This is a genomic window from Paraburkholderia adhaesiva (assembly GCF_021390575.1).
GTDB lineage: Bacteria > Pseudomonadota > Gammaproteobacteria > Burkholderiales > Burkholderiaceae > Paraburkholderia > Paraburkholderia adhaesiva.
This window is the reverse complement of the sequence record NZ_JAJEJQ010000001.1, coordinates 1,804,522-1,822,232: the sequence shown is the minus strand read 5'-3', so window position 1 is coordinate 1,822,232 and position 17,711 is coordinate 1,804,522. Positions and strand designations below refer to the sequence as shown.

The 17,711-nt window shown below is 63.8% G+C and carries 20 protein-coding genes and 1 tRNA gene; 12 read left to right on the top strand and 9 right to left on the bottom strand.

Features of this window, described 5'->3' with window-relative positions; genetic code table 11:
• Positions 1 to 141: 141 nt before the first annotated feature.
• Both L0U80_RS08175 and dusA read right to left on the bottom strand, forming a co-directional pair.
• Positions 142 to 217 (bottom strand) — tRNA-His (locus L0U80_RS08175).
• Positions 218 to 311: 94 nt separating this feature from the next.
• Positions 312 to 1,337 carry a tRNA dihydrouridine(20/20a) synthase DusA gene (gene dusA, locus L0U80_RS08170; RefSeq protein WP_233863449.1) on the bottom strand — a complete coding sequence of 342 codons (1,026 nt, stop codon included), beginning with the start codon at positions 1,335 to 1,337 and terminating at the stop codon, positions 312 to 314.
• Between the two features lie 372 nt (positions 1,338 to 1,709).
• Here dusA and L0U80_RS08165 point away from each other — a divergent pair, with 372 nt between their 5' ends.
• On the top strand, positions 1,710 to 1,973 hold the full coding sequence (locus L0U80_RS08165; protein WP_233863448.1) for a hypothetical protein: 264 nt from the start codon (positions 1,710 to 1,712) through the stop codon (positions 1,971 to 1,973).
• A gap of 89 nt (positions 1,974 to 2,062) precedes the next feature.
• On the opposite strand, the gene L0U80_RS08160 is transcribed toward L0U80_RS08165, so the two are convergent.
• Positions 2,063 to 2,269, bottom strand: coding sequence for a hypothetical protein (locus L0U80_RS08160; RefSeq protein ID WP_233863447.1), 207 nt, complete (start codon positions 2,267 to 2,269; stop codon positions 2,063 to 2,065).
• A 238-nt stretch (positions 2,270 to 2,507) separates the two neighbouring features.
• On the opposite strand from L0U80_RS08160, the gene L0U80_RS08155 reads away from it, so the two are divergent.
• The 4 genes from L0U80_RS08155 to L0U80_RS08140 all read left to right on the top strand — a co-directional run bounded on the left by L0U80_RS08155 (position 2,508) and on the right by L0U80_RS08140 (position 6,002).
• Positions 2,508 to 2,828: an RcnB family protein gene (locus tag L0U80_RS08155; RefSeq protein WP_233863446.1), complete on the top strand. Its 321-nt coding sequence runs from the start codon at positions 2,508 to 2,510 to the stop codon at positions 2,826 to 2,828.
• A 200-nt stretch (positions 2,829 to 3,028) separates the two neighbouring features.
• Positions 3,029 to 4,081 carry an NADP(H)-dependent aldo-keto reductase gene (locus L0U80_RS08150; RefSeq protein ID WP_233865784.1) on the top strand — a complete coding sequence of 351 codons (1,053 nt, stop codon included), beginning with the start codon at positions 3,029 to 3,031 and terminating at the stop codon, positions 4,079 to 4,081.
• A 218-nt stretch (positions 4,082 to 4,299) separates the two neighbouring features.
• Positions 4,300 to 5,361, top strand: a complete 1,062-nt coding sequence (locus L0U80_RS08145; RefSeq protein ID WP_233863445.1) for a permease — start codon at positions 4,300 to 4,302, stop codon at positions 5,359 to 5,361.
• Positions 5,362 to 5,579: 218 nt separating this feature from the next.
• Entirely contained in the window at positions 5,580 to 6,002 is a 423-nt protein-coding gene (locus tag L0U80_RS08140; RefSeq protein ID WP_233863444.1) for a hypothetical protein, read from the top strand.
• 55 nt (positions 6,003 to 6,057) lie between these two features.
• Here L0U80_RS08140 and L0U80_RS08135 read toward each other — a convergent pair whose 3' ends face one another.
• Positions 6,058 to 6,894 (bottom strand): ABC transporter permease, encoded by an 837-nt coding sequence (locus L0U80_RS08135; RefSeq protein WP_233863443.1) that lies wholly within the window; start codon positions 6,892 to 6,894, stop codon positions 6,058 to 6,060.
• A 55-nt stretch (positions 6,895 to 6,949) separates the two neighbouring features.
• Positions 6,950 to 7,864 (bottom strand): nodulation factor ABC transporter ATP-binding protein NodI, encoded by a 915-nt coding sequence (gene nodI / locus L0U80_RS08130; protein ID WP_233863442.1) that lies wholly within the window; start codon positions 7,862 to 7,864, stop codon positions 6,950 to 6,952.
• 252 nt (positions 7,865 to 8,116) lie between these two features.
• On the opposite strand from nodI, the gene L0U80_RS08125 reads away from it, so the two are divergent.
• Entirely contained in the window at positions 8,117 to 8,587 is a 471-nt protein-coding gene (locus L0U80_RS08125) for a universal stress protein (RefSeq protein ID WP_233863441.1), read from the top strand.
• A 62-nt stretch (positions 8,588 to 8,649) separates the two neighbouring features.
• On the opposite strand, the gene L0U80_RS08120 is transcribed toward L0U80_RS08125, so the two are convergent.
• From L0U80_RS08120 to lexA, 3 genes are all read right to left on the bottom strand, one after another.
• The gene (locus L0U80_RS08120; RefSeq protein ID WP_233863440.1) at positions 8,650 to 9,252 is read right to left on the bottom strand and encodes a DUF2939 domain-containing protein; all 603 of its coding nucleotides are present in this window, start codon (positions 9,250 to 9,252) and stop codon (positions 8,650 to 8,652) included.
• A gap of 131 nt (positions 9,253 to 9,383) precedes the next feature.
• Complete coding sequence (locus tag L0U80_RS08115; protein WP_233863439.1) at positions 9,384 to 9,782, bottom strand: hypothetical protein; 399 nt, start codon at positions 9,780 to 9,782, stop codon at positions 9,384 to 9,386.
• Between the two features lie 27 nt (positions 9,783 to 9,809).
• Positions 9,810 to 10,460, bottom strand: a complete 651-nt coding sequence (gene lexA / locus L0U80_RS08110) for a transcriptional repressor LexA (protein WP_124150659.1) — start codon at positions 10,458 to 10,460, stop codon at positions 9,810 to 9,812.
• Positions 10,461 to 10,754: 294 nt separating this feature from the next.
• Between lexA and L0U80_RS08105 the strand changes: the two genes are divergently transcribed.
• From L0U80_RS08105 to L0U80_RS08080, 6 genes are all read left to right on the top strand, one after another.
• Positions 10,755 to 11,789, top strand: coding sequence for a sulfate ABC transporter substrate-binding protein (locus L0U80_RS08105; RefSeq protein ID WP_308444846.1), 1,035 nt, complete (start codon positions 10,755 to 10,757; stop codon positions 11,787 to 11,789).
• Between the two features lie 87 nt (positions 11,790 to 11,876).
• Positions 11,877 to 12,779, top strand: coding sequence for a sulfate ABC transporter permease subunit CysT (cysT, locus tag L0U80_RS08100; protein ID WP_233863438.1), 903 nt, complete (start codon positions 11,877 to 11,879; stop codon positions 12,777 to 12,779).
• Positions 12,776 to 13,762: a sulfate ABC transporter permease subunit CysW gene (cysW, locus tag L0U80_RS08095; protein WP_233863437.1), complete on the top strand. Its 987-nt coding sequence runs from the start codon at positions 12,776 to 12,778 to the stop codon at positions 13,760 to 13,762. Before cysT ends, cysW begins: the two co-directional genes overlap by 4 nt.
• A gap of 126 nt (positions 13,763 to 13,888) precedes the next feature.
• A complete protein-coding gene (locus L0U80_RS08090) occupies positions 13,889 to 14,950 on the top strand; it encodes a sulfate/molybdate ABC transporter ATP-binding protein (protein ID WP_233863436.1) in 1,062 nt (353 codons plus the stop codon).
• Between the two features lie 66 nt (positions 14,951 to 15,016).
• Positions 15,017 to 15,943 carry a CysB family HTH-type transcriptional regulator gene (locus tag L0U80_RS08085; protein ID WP_233863435.1) on the top strand — a complete coding sequence of 309 codons (927 nt, stop codon included), beginning with the start codon at positions 15,017 to 15,019 and terminating at the stop codon, positions 15,941 to 15,943.
• Between the two features lie 84 nt (positions 15,944 to 16,027).
• The gene (locus L0U80_RS08080) at positions 16,028 to 17,059 is read left to right on the top strand and encodes an asparaginase (protein WP_233863434.1); all 1,032 of its coding nucleotides are present in this window, start codon (positions 16,028 to 16,030) and stop codon (positions 17,057 to 17,059) included.
• 76 nt (positions 17,060 to 17,135) lie between these two features.
• Here the strand turns inward: L0U80_RS08080 and lysM are convergent, their stop codons facing one another.
• Positions 17,136 to 17,621, bottom strand: a complete 486-nt coding sequence (gene lysM, locus L0U80_RS08075; protein ID WP_233863433.1) for a peptidoglycan-binding protein LysM — start codon at positions 17,619 to 17,621, stop codon at positions 17,136 to 17,138.
• Positions 17,622 to 17,711: the final 90 nt, after the last annotated feature.

Here is a 17,711-nt window from a genome sequence, read left to right as displayed (position 1 = left end):
CACCGCAACCAGGGTGAATGGCGCCAGGCGGCAACTTTCCGAATTCGCGCCGCGTTGACGGCAAATGCCTACATGGTGCCTCACGCCCGCACGAAAGCAAAAAGCCCAGTCACATGGACTGGGCTTTTTGTCTGAATTCTCTGGGGTGGCTGATGGGACTCGAACCCACGACAACAGGAATCACAATCCTGGACTCTACCAACTGAGCTACAGCCACCACTGAACAACTTTCCCGGCATTCGCTGCACGATAGTGTGGCGTCAGTCGAGAAAAAAGATTATATACACACTCAATAACGCTTGCCTAGCTTTTTATTCAAATATTTCGGCGGGCGTTTGCGCGTCCGCGGTCGAAGAAGCGTGCAGATGCTCGCGTGCCTCATCGAAGATGGCGAGATCGCCTTTCGCGAGCTTACGGTTGTCGGAGAGCACGCGCCGCCAGCCGCGAGCACCCGAAACGCCGCGATAGAGCCCCAGCGCGTGACGCGTGATGGCCCCGAGATACGTGCCGCGCGCCAATTCGTGTGCGCAGTACTCAATCAGCTTCGCTTCGACCGCTTCGCGTGTGAGCGCCGGGCCGCTCGCGCCGTAGAAGCGCGCGTCGACATCGGCCAGCACGTACGGGTTGTGATACGCCTCGCGGCCGAGCATGACGCCGTCGACGTGCTCGAGATGCGTCTCCACCTCATCGAGCGTCTTGATGCCGCCGTTGATGATGATCTCGAGCTGCGGGAAATCGCGCTTGAGTTGATACGCGTACTCGTACTTGAGCGGGGGAATCTCGCGGTTTTCCTTCGGACTCAGACCCTTGAGAATCGCGTTGCGTGCGTGGACGATAAACACATCGCAGCCGGCCTCTGCGATCGTGCCGACGAAGTCGCGCACAAACGAATACGCTTCGACACTGTCAACGCCGATGCGGTGCTTCACGGTCACCGGCACCGAGACGACGTCGCGCATCGCCTTCACACCGTCGGCCACCAGCTGCGGCTCGTTCATCAAACAAGCGCCAAACGCGCCACGCTGCACGCGCTCAGACGGGCAGCCGCAGTTCAGATTGATCTCGTCATAGCCCCATTGTTCGCCGAGCTTTGCCGCGCGCGCGAGGTCATCGGGCTCGCTGCCGCCCAGTTGCAGCGCTACGGGCGCTTCGGCTGGCGTGAACGCGAGATGGCGCGGCACGTCGCCGTGGAGCAGTGCACCCGTCGTCACCATCTCCGTGTACAGCCACGTGTGCCGGGAGATGAAACGGTGCAGCGAACGGCAGTGGCGATCGGTCCAGTCCATCATCGGCGCTACCGACACGCGACGAGGGCTGGAAATACGGTTGGCGGACATGGCAGATCAGCGGGCTAGCGTGGAACAACCATGAATTTTAACTCATCCGTCAAAACGCATTTCGGGCCGTGCAAACCGTACGAAATTACGCCCAGCGTCCTGAAAACCCTGTTTTCGGTATGTATACCGCGCCGGATTTTGTGCGTCGCAAAATTATTTTGATGGCGCTTATTAGGGTCTGTCCGTCTGTCAGCCTTATGCTGATTGGCTGTCAGGATTGTTTCGGAATCAGGAATGGTTAATTCAAATTATCGCCATTATTTTTCGATAGTAGGTGTATACACTAGGTCTCGTTGACGCAGCTCATGGGCTCAAAGGTCCCGGGTGCGGCGCAATTCCGAATCGCAACTGAACCTGATATTGGAGTCCATCATGAAGACCAAACTGATCGCAGCACTGCTCATCGCAGCTTCCGCTTCTGTTGCCGCTCCGGCGTTCGCCAGCGGCTATGGCCCGGCGCCGTTCTACCGTCCGAACGTCGGCGCGCCGGCGTCGCAGCGCGGCGTGAGCGCTCAGACCGTCGCGGCTGAGCGTAGCCAGCAAGGCGCCAACGTTGCTTACGGCGGTGTCGCCTCGACGGCGTCGCAGTCGGGCAATCACGCCAGCGGCTCGCAGTCGGCGTCCAACGGCCAGTAAGTTTCGCCGCCCGCCTTATCGGGCAGTGAGAGCAAAAAACGCCGGGTGTCCACAAGACACCCGGCGTTTTGTTTTGTCCGTGCGGCCTTTCAGCTGGGCGCAGTCATTCGTTTGTCGATGGCGTCGGGGATCCGGTCGAGCACGTTGTCCTGGGGCGAAAAACACCCGGCGACGATACCGTAGATCGGTGGCCCGGCCGTCACGTCTTCCTCTTTGACGCTGTGATTCGTCTGCGATGAGTTGAGTGAGCTGTGCTCATTGTCGCCGTCGACGCCGGCGGCGATGTCGAAGCCCATCTACTCGCAGGCGCGCCGGTTTTCCATCGTGTGACTTTGTGTTCGGGCGGGCTCGATTCTGGAGCGTCTCCGGCTGTTGGCGCGCTTCGCTCAACGGGTTGTACGGACGCACCGGAACAGCTCCCGCAGGTCTTGTCGCGCCCTGTACTAAGATGACCAGCAGAGGGTGTCCGTGCGGCGGGCCGCACGGGCTTACACCGCAGCGCCAGGCCGTGACAGGCAAAACAGGAGGTGAACGATGGATAGACGTTCCGTGCTTCTCGCCACGCTGGCCCTTCCGGCCATGCTGGCGTCGTTCTCGACGTTCGCGCAGACGCGACCACCGGGGGCCTATCGCGGTGGTGAGCCGCCGGCCCACATGCCGCCGGGCGACCTGCCGCCGCAATTGCAGAAGGGCGACCGTGTCGGCCCCGAGTTCCGCAACCGTCAATTCGTGGTCGACGACTGGCGCCAGCACGGTCTTGAGCCGCCGCCGCGTGGCCGTCACTGGGTAGGTCTCGCGGGGCGGTATTACCTCGTGCGCAGCTCGAACTGGACTGTCGAGCGCGTCGGGCCGTAACGGCCCTCGGCGGTTCATGTCGTTTCGACTCACCGAGGCGCGATCCGCGCGCAGCCGGACCGGCCATGCCGGCTCCGGCTTTTTTGCTGCCTTTTTGCGTGCTGTCGGCGAGCGGCGCCTTGGTCGCGTCCGTGAAAAATCCGGCGCGCCGTGGTAGTTTCGGGGTCCTCCTCAACTGACAATAAATGGAATACGTTTCGATGGAATACCGCACACTCGGCGACACGAACGTCAAGGTGAGTCTGATCGGCCTCGGCACCATGACCTGGGGCGAGCAGAACACAGAGCGCGATGCGCACGAGCAGATCGACTACTCGCTCGATCACGGCGTCACGCTGATCGATGCCGCGGAGATGTACCCCGTGCCGCCGCGCCCCGAGACCCAAGGTTTGACGGAGCGCTACATCGGGACCTGGCTCGCGAAGCATCCGGCTCTTCGCGAGCGCATCGTGCTCGCGACCAAGATCGCCGGTCCGGCACGCCAGCCGCACAATCCGCGGCACATTCGCGGCGAGGGGAACCAGTTCGACCGCAAGAACCTGATCGAGGCGCTCGACGGCAGTCTCAAGCGTCTGCAGACCGATTACGTCGACCTCTATCAGCTGCACTGGCCCGACCGCAGCACGATGACGTTCGGCCGTAACGCTTATCCTTGGATCGATGATGCGTACACCGTGCCGATCGAAGAGACGCTTTCTGTGCTCGCCGAGTTCGTCAAGGCGGGCAAGGTGCGTCACATCGGTGTGTCGAACGAGACGCCGTGGGGCGTCGCGCAGTTCCTGCGCGCGGCGGAAAAGCTCGGCTTGCCGCGCATCGTCAGCATTCAGAATCCGTACAACCTCGTGAACCGCACGTTCGAGAGCGGGCTTTCGGAGTTCACGCACCGCGAAGGGGTCGGCCTGCTGGCCTATTCGCCGATGGCATTCGGCTGGCTCTCCGGCAAGTACGAGGGCGGGGCGAGACCCGAGGGCGCTCGCATCTCGAAGTTCGAACGCTTCACGCGTTACAGCAAGCCTGAGGCCGTCGCGGCGACGTCGCGCTACGTCGCTCTCGCGAGGGAGAACGGCATGACGCCTGCCCAGCTGGCGCTGGCGTTCGTCAACAGCCGGCCGTTCGTGACGAGCAACCTGATCGGCGCGACTTCGATGGCACAGTTGAAGGAGAACATTGCCAGCGTCGATGTGACGCTCTCGCCTGAGGTGCTAGCTCAAATCGACGCGCTGCACGAGCTGCAGCCCAATCCCGCGCCGTAAGCGTTCCGACACGCCCCCCGCCGTCGCACAGGCGGCGCGCACACTCAGTCTATCCGGGCGCGTGGTGTCCCACATTGCGTGCCAGAATACGCCCCCGCCGCGGCGAAAGCCGTTGGCGATTCGCGACCCATACACTACGATCCAGCTTGCGCTGCGGGGACCGCATCAAACGATGCGCCCCCGCAGCCGGCACAACAATCTCCCGGAGCAGGTTCACAATGACGACCGCACGCGACGCCCAGACAACGCCTTCGTATGGCTGGCCCATCTTCATTTTGCTGGCCGTCGTCGGTCTTTTTTACGTGAAGTGGTTCCCGTACTACCACCGCGCCTTCACGGCCGAGGCAACGCATTCGATCGGCAAATCCATCCTGATGGGCACCGAAGCGAGTCCGCCCACGCCGTCGCTCTCTGCCGCGCTCGACTTCGCGTGGGCCTACGGCAAGGCGATCTGGCAGGCGATGGTGCTGGGCCTGCTGCTCGGCTCGGCGGTCCAGGTCCTGCTGCCCGTGCAGTGGGTCGCACGTGTCCTCGGCCGGCACGGCTTCGGCAGCGTGGCCGCGGGCGGGCTGCTCGCCGTGCCCGGCATGATGTGCACCTGCTGCGCCGCGCCGGTCGTGGCCGGATTGCGTTCGCGCAACGCGTCGGCGGGCGGAGCGATTGCGTTCTGGCTCGGCAACTCCGTGCTCAATCCCGCCACGCTCGTCTTCATGGGTTTCGTGCTCGGCTGGCAATGGAGTGCACTGCGTCTGGTGCTCGGCGTGCTGATGGTGTTCGGGCTCGGCTGGCTCGCCAACCGGTTCGTCACACAAGACGAGGCGCGCGCCGCCGACGATCGCCTGGCCCAGTTCACGCAACAGCAGGCGAGCGGCGGCAACGTGTTCGTGCGGTGGCTCCAGCTTTTCCTGCGCATGGCGGTGCGGCTTATTCCTGAGTACGTCGTACTCGTGCTGCTGCTCGGTGCGGCGCGCGCGTGGCTCTTTCCGCATATCGGGCCGGACGTGACGAGCAGCCTTGGCTGGGTCATCGCTTTCGCGGTGGCGGGCATGTTATTTGTGATCCCGACGGCAGGCGAGGTGCCCATCATTCAGGCGATGCTCGCGCTCGGCATCGGCGTCGCTCCCGCAGCCGCGTTGCTGATGACGCTGCCGCCGGTGAGCGTGCCGTCGCTCGCCATGCTGGGGGGCTCGTTCCGTCCGCGTGTGCTCGCGATCGTCGCGGCGGTGGTGGTGCTCTTTGGTATCGTCGCGGGCTTCGCGGCGCTTGCACTCGGTTTTTGATGTCCGGCAGAGTTGGCGCCTTTGCGCTTGCTCAGGTCACACGCCCGAAGGGCGTAGCTCGCCGCTATGGCCGCTTTGGCGCGCCAAAGCGGCCGTACAGGTCTTGCGCCAGGCTCGCAATGCAAGGTTGAAGCATTGCATGGCGCATGAATGATGCAGTAACGGCGGATGCTTACGTGTCCGTTGGCACAGGAGAGGGCTGCAGCCCTGAAATCAGCATGACACAGCAAAAGACGAATCCGAAGCTCGAACAGGCACTGACGCGCGGTGACCTCGCCATCCGGCAGGCGAACTCGGCGCGCGCGACCGCCGTTTTGCGGGCGCTCGGCAAGATGATCGTGGAGGCGTCGGCGACGATCGGCGTCGAGGCGTTCACGTCGATCCCTGAAGGTGACCGTATCTACGATCCCGCCGATGGTCTGTGGCCGCAGTCGCTGCTGGTGTCGCTCGACGGTCCGGTCGAGGATTCGGATCCCGAGGAGATCCGCACCGTTCGTCTGCTCTCGCAAACGACGGCGACGACGTTCCGTGTCGAATGGCATCGCGCGGACGGCAAGCTCGGCCGCCAGGAGGGCGGTCCGTTCGCGACGGTCGCATTTATTTCGGACGTCGATATTCCCTGGGGCGACGACGAGGATTGATTCGTCAGTTTTTCCCGCTATACGTGGGCGGCGCGCCTTTGCGCCGCCCACACCCTCAGCGCATCATGCGCCTGCGGAACAGCACCGTCGCGATCGCGAACGGCACCGCCACATAAACCACCAGCACGAACAGATGCAGCCCCGCGTTTTCGATCGGGCGCCCGAGCATCGCCGGGCGGATCAGTTCGACTGCGTGCGCGAGCGGCAACATCAGCGTGATGTGCTGCGCGGCCGCCGGTAGCTGCGTGATCGGAAAAAACACGCCGGAGAGCAGCAGCATCGGCGTGAGCACGAGCGTCTGGTAGAACATGAAGAAGTCGTATGCAGGCGCGAGTGCCGTGACGATCATTGCGCAGCTCGCGAACGCGAGGCCGCAGAGCGCGATCACCGGCAGCGCGAGCAGCATCGACGGAAAGCTCGCGTAGCCGAGTGCGCCCGCTACCAGCATGATCGCCGCACCGGAGAGCACCGACTTGCTGGCGGCCCAGACGATCTCGCCGAGCACGATGTCGCCGAGCGAGAGCGGCGTATGCATGATCGCTTCCCACGTGCGCTGGACATGCATGCGCGAGAAGCCCGAATACATCGCCTCGAAGCTCGCCGACATCATGACCGACGACGACACCGTGCCCGCTGCGAGAAACGCGATGTACGAGACACCGTCGACGTGCCCGACCATCAGCCCGAGCCCGAAGCCGAGGCCGAACAGATAGATCATCGGATCGGCGAGGTTGCCGAACATCGACGCGATCGCGAGCTTGCGCCACACGAGGTAGTTGCGTCGCCAGACCGCGATCCAGTGCGTCGCGTTCGACGGCAGCGCGGCGCGCGGATCGCGCTGCGGCGTGCTGGCCGGGTACGTCGGCGGCGGGTTGTTGGTGCGTGCGTCCATGGTGTCTCGCGAGTGGGGCTGCGGGTTTGATCCTGTTGGGTTGGTCCTGCCGGGTTTAGTCTTGCATCTCGCGACCCGTCAACCGGAGGAATACGTCTTCGAGATTCGCGGGCCGGTGCAGGTAGCGCAAATCGGCGCGATGCCGCAACCGCTGATGAATGGGCTGTGGGTCGTCGACGTAGCAGAAGAGCGTCTCGCCGCTTATTTCCGTGCGTTCGGCGAAAGGCGCCAGTTCATCGCGTAGCGCGGCCGGATCGGGCCCGTACACCTCGATCACGTCGTAGCCGATCTCCGACTTGATCAGCGTACGCGGCGCGCCTTCGGCAATTTTGCGCCCTTCTTCGATCACGCAAACGCGGTTGCAGAGCCGCTCGGCTTCCTCCATGAAATGCGTCGTGAGCAGGATCGTCTTGCCGCGCGCGAGCAGCGAGCGCAGGCGCTCCCAGATCAGATGGCGCGCTTGCGGGTCGAGGCCTGTGGTCGGCTCGTCCATGACGAGCACGTCGGGATCGTTGACGAGTGCGCGCGCGAGCGTGAGACGCCGCCGCATACCGCCGGAAAGTTCGCCGACGCGCGCGTTGGCCTTGCTTTCGAGCCGCGCAAATTCGAGCAGCGGAGCGACGAGCGCGCGCGTCTCGCTCGCGGACAGACCAAAGTAGCGGCCGAACACGAGCAGGTTTTCGCGGACGGTGAAATCGGGGTCCAGGTTGTCGAACTGCGGCACGACACCGACACGCGTACGGGCCTCGCGCGCACGCGCCGGCACGGGTTCGCCGCACAGGCTAATGCGTCCGGCGTCCGGTGCGACGATGCCGAGCAGCATGCGCAGCGTCGTGGTCTTGCCTGCGCCGTTGGGCCCGAGGAGTCCGAAGCACTCGCCGGGGACGACGTTAAACGACAGGCCGTTGACGACCGTCCTGTCTCCGTAATGTTTGATGACCTGCTCGAATTCGATGGCGGGTGCGGGCATGGAACGTATGAGCGTGAGTCGGGTGGTGTGGCACACAAACGGTGCACCTCGAGGCGGCCTATTCTAGAACATTGCCGAAGAGACGGCTGGCGGCGAACCTTGCGGCCACAGGCACCGTGGCGGTGCAGGGCGCAGAGCGCAGAGCGGTATCGGGGCCGGACCTGGCGTTTTCCAGCGCTTGCATGTGGAATTGCGGCGCACGATGATGAAGTTGCACGGCCGGCGATCCGCATCGGCCGGGGAGAGATCATCATGGCGAGCTACAAGAAAATCCTTCTCTGTTACGACGGCTCGCGCGAAGGCCGCAAGGCGCTACGTTGCGGCGCGGACCTTGCGCTGGATCTGCATGCTGAAACCCACCTGCTGTCGGTCGTCGACATGCGCTCGACGATCGCACAAAGCGCCGGCCTCCTGACCGACGTGGCCTGCGGCCGCTTCGAGGAAACGGCGCGCGAGATCCTTCAGGAAGGCGTGGACTGGCTGACCGAGCGGGGTGTGCGCGCGCAGGGCCATTTCGCTTTCGGACACCCGATCGACGAGATTGCGAATCTCGCCAATGAACTGCAGGTGGATCTGGTCGTGGTGGGCCATCGGTGCCGCACCGGACTCTCGCGCTGGTGGATGGGTGCGGGGAACACGCCGCTGCTCGACCGCGTTTCCTGCAGCATTCTCGTGGCGTGTTCGTCGCCGGCAGAGCAGAAACAGGAGCAAGCGGCCGCTTGATGGTTCGCTCGCCGGCAACGCGCTAAGGCTCGCTAATTCGCACTAGCGGGCACTATTGGGCGTTAATGAGCTGGTCGTGCAGGCTCGTTCAGTTCGACGGCCGCAAGCTTCCATGAAAACGGCCCGTGACGCTGCAGGACGGCGGAATAGTGTTCACCGTTCGCGCTCTGCTGCCACGTTACGACGAATTCGTTGAGGCTACGATAGCCCGCCGTGGATTGCGGGCGAGCCTGTTTGTTCTCGTCCGGCGCAGCCGGCACACCGGATCGCGCGGGCGAGGGCGCGTCGCTGCCATCACTGACTGGCGGCGGCGTTTCACCCGGTTTGCCGCTGGGCGGTATTCCATTGAGCAGCGCGGCGACGCCTTCAGGTGTCGCATAAGCATCCACAATCGGCCCGATCAGCGCCGTGCCGATCGCCGCGCCGAACAGCAACAGCGGATTGTTGCTGTGCTCCGCTCCGATCCGGCGCTGCACCATTTCGCCAGCCTGCTCCTTGAGGCTCACCCGCAACGCTGGATAGTCGACGTAGTCGCTGAGCGCGATCGCATCACGCGCATCGGCTGCAGCTTTCAACCGGTGCAGCACCACATACGGCGACGCATAGCTGTAGCCCACCGTTACCACGACCATCGCCACGGCTACGGTGATCGCGACAGGTTTCATCCAGCGTTTCGTCGATTGGGGCGAGACAGATTCGGTCATCTTCAGGTTTGGTTCGTCAAAGGCACACTACGTGTGGACCGCGCAAACGCCCAAACGATCCCGCTGCTAAATGTTTCTTTACAGCGAATTCCTTACTTCTGAAGTGCCGCGGGCATGTCACCGTGCTGCTCGGCGATGCAGCGGTCGATCATCCGGCAGACGGCATCGACCGTGCCGACCATGATGAGCCGCGATGGTCCGTGATAGACGCGTACCGGCGCACGGCGTTGCGGATCAGCGTGGTTCAGCGTGCTGTTGAGCGAGACGCGCGCAAATGCGGGCTGCGCGGAGGGCAACGGCGGAAGATCGCCCAGGTGCGCGTCCAGGTGCGAAGTCTGGCTTCGTCCGACCTCGGAGAGATCGTCAAAAAGCGAGCCGGACAGCGCCCCTGCCGACGCGCGCGCATTCTGCGCCGCGCAACTGGCAAGGCCACGCAGATGCCGCAAGCGGCCAAATTGACGAAAGGGCAACAGACGGGCAAGGCGTTCCATGACTCCCTCCAGGCAGCGTTCAGATGATCAGAATTCGGTGGGCCGGATCAGGCCGACAGCGATGCCTTCGAGCGCAAATTCCGCGCTGCCCGCTTCGACAAAGATGTTGTCGTAATCGGGGTTCTCGGCAATCAGTTCGAGGCCGTTGGGACGGCGCTTCAGGCGTTTTACCGTGACGTCGTCGCCCAGACGCGCCACGATGATCTGGCCGTCCTTTGCCTCGCTCTTTTTCTGCACCGCGAGCAGGTCGCCGTCCAGAATGCCCGCGTCGCGCATCGAGAGTCCGCGCACCTTCAGCAGGTAGTCGGGCTTGCTCGAAAAGAGCGCGGGGTCACACGCGTAGTGCTGCGAGATATGTTCCTGCGCGAGGATCGGGCTACCCGCCGCCACCCGCCCGATGAGCGGCAGCGAAAGCTGCATGATGCTCGCGTGCGGCAGCGTGAACTGGTGCGGGAGGTCATCCGGGCCGGGCATCAGACGGATGCCGCGCGACGCGCCCGCAGCCAGTTCGATCACGCCTTTGCGCGCCAGCGCGCGCAGATGCTCCTCCGCCGAATTCGCGGAACTGAAGCCGAGTTCGGCCGCGATCTCGGCGCGCGTGGGCGGGAAACCCGTGCGCTCGATCGCGCGCCGGATCAGATCGAAAACCTGCTGCTGTCGTGCGGTGAGTTTTGTCATGGCGCCACTGTATGGATAGACAGGTGACTGTATTTTTATACAGTATTCGGCGCTTTTCAAGTGTTACTTGAAGTTCTCCATCCTGATGTTGCGATTGCGCCGATTTGAGGCCTCCATCCGGGCGCATAGGGGCGAAACCACGGGAAAAATCGCCCGCGCGCCGCCCCAACGGCGGTCTTTACCACTTTTGGGTATTAAAAAATGAAGAAACATTATTTTTAATGATTAAAAACGATCGTTAGACTGCCTTTCATCGAGGGTCGCATGCTGTCAACACAACACGGAGAAGGGCGGATGGGCAGTCAGAACACGGGGAAGGCAGGCTGGTTGAAAACGCTGGCGACGAGACTTGTCATCGGAGCGGTGCCGCTTTTCGGCATGGTCGCGGCGCACGCGGACACGTCGCTGCTCAACGTTTCCTACGACCCGACGCGCGAGCTGTATCAGGACATCAACACGGCATTCACCAAAGACTGGAAGGCGAAAACGGGCGAGACGCTCACGATCAAGCAATCGCATGGTGGCTCGGGTGCGCAGGCGCGCTCGGTGCTCGACGGACTGCAGGCCGACGTCGTGACGCTCGCGCTCGCCTGGGACATCGACGCGCTCGCGAACAAGGGCATCGTGAATGCGGACTGGCAAAAGCGCTTGCCCGACAACGCGTCGCCTTACACCTCGACGATCGTGTTTCTCGTGCGCAAGGGCAATCCGAAGCACATCAAGGATTGGGACGACCTCGTGAAGCCGGGTGTCTCGATCGTCACGCCGAATCCGAAGACTTCCGGCGGCGCACGCTGGAACTACCTCGCAGCGTGGGCGTACGCGGAGCACCGGCCGGGCGGCAACGACCAGAAGGCGAAGGAATTCGTCTCGAAGCTCTACAAGAACGCTGGCGTGCTGGACTCGGGCGCCCGTGGCGCGACGACGAGTTTCGTGCAGCGCGACATCGGTGATGTGCTGATCGCCTGGGAAAACGAAGCGTTCCTCTCGGTCAAGGAGTTTGGGCCGGATAAGTTCGAGATCGTGGTGCCGTCGGTGAGCATTCTCGCCGAGCCGCCTGTCGCGGTGGTCGACAAGGTGGTGGACAAGCGCGGTACGCGCAAAGTGTCGGAGGCCTACCTGCAGTTCCTTTACACGCAGGAAGGTCAGGAGATTGCCGCGAAGAACTTCTACCGTCCGCGTTCGGACAAGGTCCCGGCGGCGCTCACGGCGAAGTTTCCGAAGCTGAAGCTCTACACGGTCGACGACACGTTCGGCGGCTGGGCGAACGCACAGAAGACACATTTCGCGGACGGGGGAGTGTTCGATTCGATCTACCAGCCGCAGTGACGCAAAGCGGCAATCACGCAAGGCGCGCCCGAAAGGACGCGCTTTTTGGCGCATGGTGCGCCTGAGTTTATTGAAAGAGCAACAAGCATGACGACGTTTCGATTTCACAAGCCGAGTGCGTTGCCGGGCTTCGGCCTGACGCTCGGCATCACGCTGGCTTATCTGAGCCTCGTGGTGCTGATTCCGCTCGCGGCCACCTTCCTCAAGACCGCTACCCTCGATTGGGACCAGTTCGTGCGCGCCGTGGCATCGCCGCGCGTGCTCGCGTCGTACCGCCTCACGTTTTCTGCCGCGCTCGGCGGCGCGCTGATCAACGCGGTGTTTGGCTTCCTGCTCGCCTGGGTGCTCGTGCGCTATCCGTTCCCGTTCAAGCGCGTCGTCGATGCGATTGTCGATCTGCCGTTCGCGCTGCCGACTTCGGTCGCCGGCATCTCGCTCGCGGCTGTCTACGCGGGCAACGGCTGGCTCGGCCAGTTTCTCCAGCCGCTTGGCATCAAGGTCGCGTTCACGCCGCTGGGCGTGCTCGTCGCGCTTACTTTCATCGGCTTGCCGTTCGTCGTGCGCACGGTGCAGCCCGTGCTCGAAGATTTCGAGCGCGAGCAGGAAGAGGCCGCTGCGTGTCTCGGTGCGTCGCGCTGGCTCACGTTCCGCCGCGTCGTGCTTCCCGCCGTGCTGCCCGCGTTGCTGACGGGCTTCGCGCTTGCCTTCGCGCGTGCGCTTGGCGAGTACGGCTCGGTGATCTTCATCGCGGGCAATGTGCCGATGAAGTCCGAGATCACCTCGCTCCTCATCATCACCAAGCTTGAGCAGTACGACTATGCGGGTGCGACGGCGCTCGCAGTCGTGATGCTGTGTGCCTCGTTTGTCATGCTGCTCATCATCAATTCGTTGCAGTGGTATCTGCAGCGGCGCACGAGCCGCGGCTCGTCGTCGTCCACGCCCAGCAGCGGTGACGCCGCGCTCGGCGCCGTTGCGGGAGGTGCGCAATGAGCACGTCCGCACGACAGCCGCGCGCGCCGCAAGGCCCCGATCCGGTGATCGAATCGCCCTGGGTGCGATGGGTCCTCACCGGCATCGCGCTCGTTTTTCTCGCGCTCTTTCTCGTGGTGCCGCTCGTCGCGGTGTTCTGGCAGGCGCTGTCGAAGGGGATCGGCTTCTACTTCACGTCGCTGACTGACCCCGATGCGCTTTCTGCGATCAAGCTCACGCTCATCACCGCTGCGATCGCCGTGCCGCTGAATCTCGTGTTCGGCCTCGCGGCGTCGTGGGCGATCGCGAAGTTCGAGTTCCGCGGCAAGGCGCTGCTCACGACGTTGATCGACCTGCCGTTCTCGGTCTCGCCTGTGATCTCGGGTCTCATCTACGTGCTCTTGTTCGGCGCGCAGGGCTGGCTCGGTCCGTGGTTGCAGGACCACGACGTGCAGATCGTCTTCGCCGTGCCCGGCATCGTGCTCGCGACGATCTTCGTCACGTTCCCGTTCGTCGCGCGCGAGCTGATCCCGCTGATGCAGTCCCAGGGCAACGACGAGGAAGAAGCCGCGCACGTGCTGGGCGCGTCCGGCTGGCAGATGTTCCGCCGTGTCACGCTGCCCAACATCCGCTGGGGACTGCTCTACGGCGTGATTCTCTGCAATGCGCGCGCGATGGGCGAATTTGGCGCGGTGTCGGTGGTGTCGGGGCATATCCGCGGTCAGACCAACACGATGCCGCTGCACGTCGAGATTCTCTACAACGAATACAACTTCGCGGCGGCCTTCGCCGTGGCGTCGCTGCTGGCGCTGCTCGCGCTCGTGACGCTTGGGCTCAAGCTGCTCGCCGAGCGTCATCTTTCGACCGAACGCGCAGATACCGGTGCGGTGCCGGCGTATGCGGGGCCGCCGCGCGCGCAGTCGGCTGCGCAGGCGATTGTTGCCGATACGCAGCACGGTGCACCACACGGTTCGCGACCGGGTATTGCCCGGCACGCGCAATAGAAGTCATCTTGCATGGGGCCGCGGGTAAGGCGCTAGAGCGCCGACTCTGGCCGACGTGCCTTAGGCATGTGACGGGAGCAGGTGCTGAAGCGCCAACTTCCGTCGACACAAGGAGAGCTGTAAATCATGGGCATCACTGTTCGCAATCTGCAAAAGCGTTTCGGCGACTTCACCGCGCTCGACAACGTCTCGCTCGATTTTCCGCCGGGTGAACTCGTCGCGCTGCTCGGGCCGTCCGGCTGTGGCAAGACCACGCTGCTGCGCGTGATCGCGGGCCTCGAATACGCAGACGCGGGCCAGGTCGTGCTGCAGGGCGAGGACGTGGGCACCGTGGGCGCGCTCGAGCGCCAGGTGGGCTTCGTATTCCAGCATTACGCGTTGTTCCGTCATATGACGGTGTTCGAGAACGTTGCGTTCGGGCTGCGCGTCAAGCCGCGCAACGAGCGGCCATCCGAGTCGGTGATCCGCAAGAAGGTGCATGAACTCCTCAAGCTCGTTCAGCTCGACTGGCTCGCGCAGCGCTATCCGTCCGAACTCTCGGGCGGACAGCGCCAGCGTATCGCCCTCGCACGGGCGCTCGCGGTCGAGCCCAAGGTGCTCCTGCTCGACGAGCCGTTCGGCGCGCTCGATGCGAAGGTGCGAAAGGAATTGCGCAGCTGGCTGCGCCGGTTGCACGACGACCTGCACATTTCGACGATCTTCGTCACGCACGATCAGGAGGAAGCGCTCGAGGTTGCCGACCGCATCGTCGTGCTCAATCACGGGCACGTCGAGCAGGTGGGCCACCCGCAGGACGTCTACGATCATCCTCAGACGGCGTTCGTTTACGAATTCCTCGGCGCTGCGAACCGCCTGCGCGGCCGCGTGAACGCGCAAGGCTTCGTCGCCGATGGCGCGGCGCAGCCCATCGCCGTCGAGGCAGGTTTCGAAGGCCCGGCGCTCGCGTATGTGCGGCCGCACGACATCGCCCTGTATCCGCAGCAGACCGCGGATCGCGATGGCATCGTCGTCGATGTGCGCCGCGTGGTGACGCTCGGCGGTTCCGTGCGCGTCGAGCTGGAAAACCGCGCGGGCGGCGGCGCGCTCGAAGCCGAATTCGACCGCGAGACGTGGCGTGCGCTGAGCCTCTCGGTCGGCGAGAGTGTAACCGCCGTACCGCGCGGATTGCGCGTGTTTCCCGCGCAGTGATCTGCAGTCGCGCGCGCAGTCCCGCGTATTGAATCGGAATCCATTGGCAGTGCCGGAGAGAAGAACATGAATTTCCAGCAGTTGCGCTTCGTGCGCGAAGCCGTTCGCCAGAACATGAACCTGACCGAAGTGGCGAACGTGCTTTACACGTCGCAGTCAGGTGTCTCGAAGCAGATCAAGGATCTGGAGGACGAACTCGGCGTCGATATTTTCATCCGCCGTGGCAAGCGCCTCACGGGTCTCACCGAGCCGGGCAAGGCAGTCCATCAGCTCATCGAGCGCATGCTGCTCGACGCCGAGAACCTGCGGCGCGTTGCGCGCCAGTTCGCAGAAGAGGACAGCGGCCACCTCGTCGTCGCGACGACCCACACGCAGGCGCGCTACGCGCTGCCCAAGGTCGTGCATGAGTTCCGGCAGGTGTTCCCTAACGTGCGTCTCGCCATGCGTCAGGGCAGTCCGCAGCAGATCGCGCAGTCGATCATCAACGGCGAGGCCGATATCGGCATCTCGACCGAGGCGCTCGACCGCTTTCCGGACATCGTGACGTTCCCGTGCTATTCGTGGCATCACGTCGTGGTCGTGCCGAAGGCGCATCCGCTCGTGGGACGCAAGAACCTCACGCTCGAAGAAGTCGCCGAGTATCCGGTCATTACCTATGACCAGGATTTCACGGGCCGCTCGCATATCGACCAGGCGTTCGCGAAGGCGGGTGCGGTGCCCGATGTCGTGCTGACGGCGATCGACGCGGACGTCATCAAGACCTATGTCGAACTCGGCATGGGCGTCGGCGTGGTGGCGGCGATGGCCTTTGATCCGGAGCGTGATACCGGACTCGTGGCGCTCGATACGCAGAATCTGTTCGAGGCGAGCACGACGCGCATCGGCCTGCGCAAGGGCGCGTTCCTGCGCCAGTACGCGTACCGGCTGATCGAGATGTTCGCGCCGCAGTTGACTGAGCAGCAGATCGCGGGGCAGTTGCGCGAGACGGCTTGAGGATCTGGGGAGGTGGCCGCACGCATGCGCGGTTGGCCGTTGGGCCAGGTGGCGCGCGGCGGTGGATCGCTTAAAATCGCCGCCATGAACACACCCGTTTCCACTTCCTCTTCTGCGACGGCGAAGCCGCTGCCACGCATCGCTTTGCTCGCCACTGGCGGCACCATCGCAGGCGCCGCGCCCGACGCAACGAATACGGCCGGCTACCAGGCCGGTGTGATCGGTGTCGCGCAGTTACTCGCGGCCGTGCCTGGTCTGGATGCCATCGCGCAGATCGAGGCCGAACAGGTCGCGAGCATAGACAGCAAGGACATGCCGCTCGCGCTGTGGACGACGCTCGCACGACGCGTGAATGCGTTGCTGGCGAGCGATGACATCGACGGCGTCGTCATCACGCACGGGACCGACACGCTCGAAGAAACGGCGTATCTGCTGCACCTCGCGGTGAAGAGCACGAAGCCTGTCGTGATTACCGCGGCGATGCGGCCCGCCACGGCGCTTTCAGCCGACGGTCCGCTCAATCTGCTGAACGCGGTGACGCTCGCTGCGAGCGGTGCTGCGGCGGGGCAGGGTGTGCTCGTCGCGTTCAACAACCGCATTCACTGCGCGCGCGACGTCACGAAAACCAGCACGTATGCGGTCGATGCGTTCCAGTCACCCGAGATCGGCGCGCTGGGGTGGGTGCAGGACGCTCGCGTGGAATTCCAGCGCCGCGCGCTGCGTCCGCATACAGTGGATTCGCCGTTTACCGCCGACGTGGTGTGGCCGTCAGTCGAGATCGTAGTGAGTTATGCGGGCGTTTCGCGTGTTGCCGTCGATGCGCTCGTCGCGGCGGGCGTGCGTGGGATCGTTGTGGCCGGCACCGGCAATGGTTCGATTCACGCCACGTTGCAGGATGCGCTTACTGCTGCCACCGCCAGGGGCGTGGCCGTCGTGCGCGCGTCGCGTGTAGGCTCGGGCCACGTGATGCACAACGGCGCGGCGAAAGACGACGCGCTCGGCTTCGTCTGCGCTGGCACGCTCAACCCCTACAAGGCGCGCGTGCTGCTGGCGCTTGCGCTGGCGGGCGGAATCAACGAGCGCGGCGGATTGCAACGCGTGTTCGATACGTACTGACCGGCTCGTCTGTCTGCGGGCATAAATGCAAAGCGCCACGCTTACGCGTGGCGCTTTGCGTTGCCCGACGTCTTGCTTATTGCAGGGGCGGAATCACGAGAACCTGACCCGGGTAGATCTTGTCCGGGCTCTTGAGCATCGGCGTGTTCGCCTGGAAGATCACATCGTTTTTCGCGCCGCTGCCGTAATACTTCTCGGCGATTTTCCAGAGATTGTCGCCTGAGACCACCGTGTGGTGCTGCGCTGCCGGGGCCGGGTTCGTCACCGTCAACTGGTCGTCGACTTTTTCCACGTTCTGAACATTGCCAGCGGCCACGAGGATCTTCTCTTTCGTCGCCTGATCGGCAACCGTGCCGGTCACCGTAACCGTGCGCGTGGTGCCGTCGTAGTTCACGCCTAGATTGTCCGCACGCAGGCCCTGCGAAGCGATATAGGCGGAAATGGCGTCGGCGGCTTTCTGGTTTTCAGCGGCCGGGTCGGCTGCCGGCTGTGCGGCGGCGGACGTCGACGCCGAGCCGAAGAGTTTTTCGCCCGCTTCCTTGATGAAGTTGATAATGCCCATCGATTGCAATCCTCACTGGCTGGAAATGACTGGTTGATCGCGTGTTACGACCACCTTGCGCCGTCTGCATGACAGACGGATGAAGGGTCA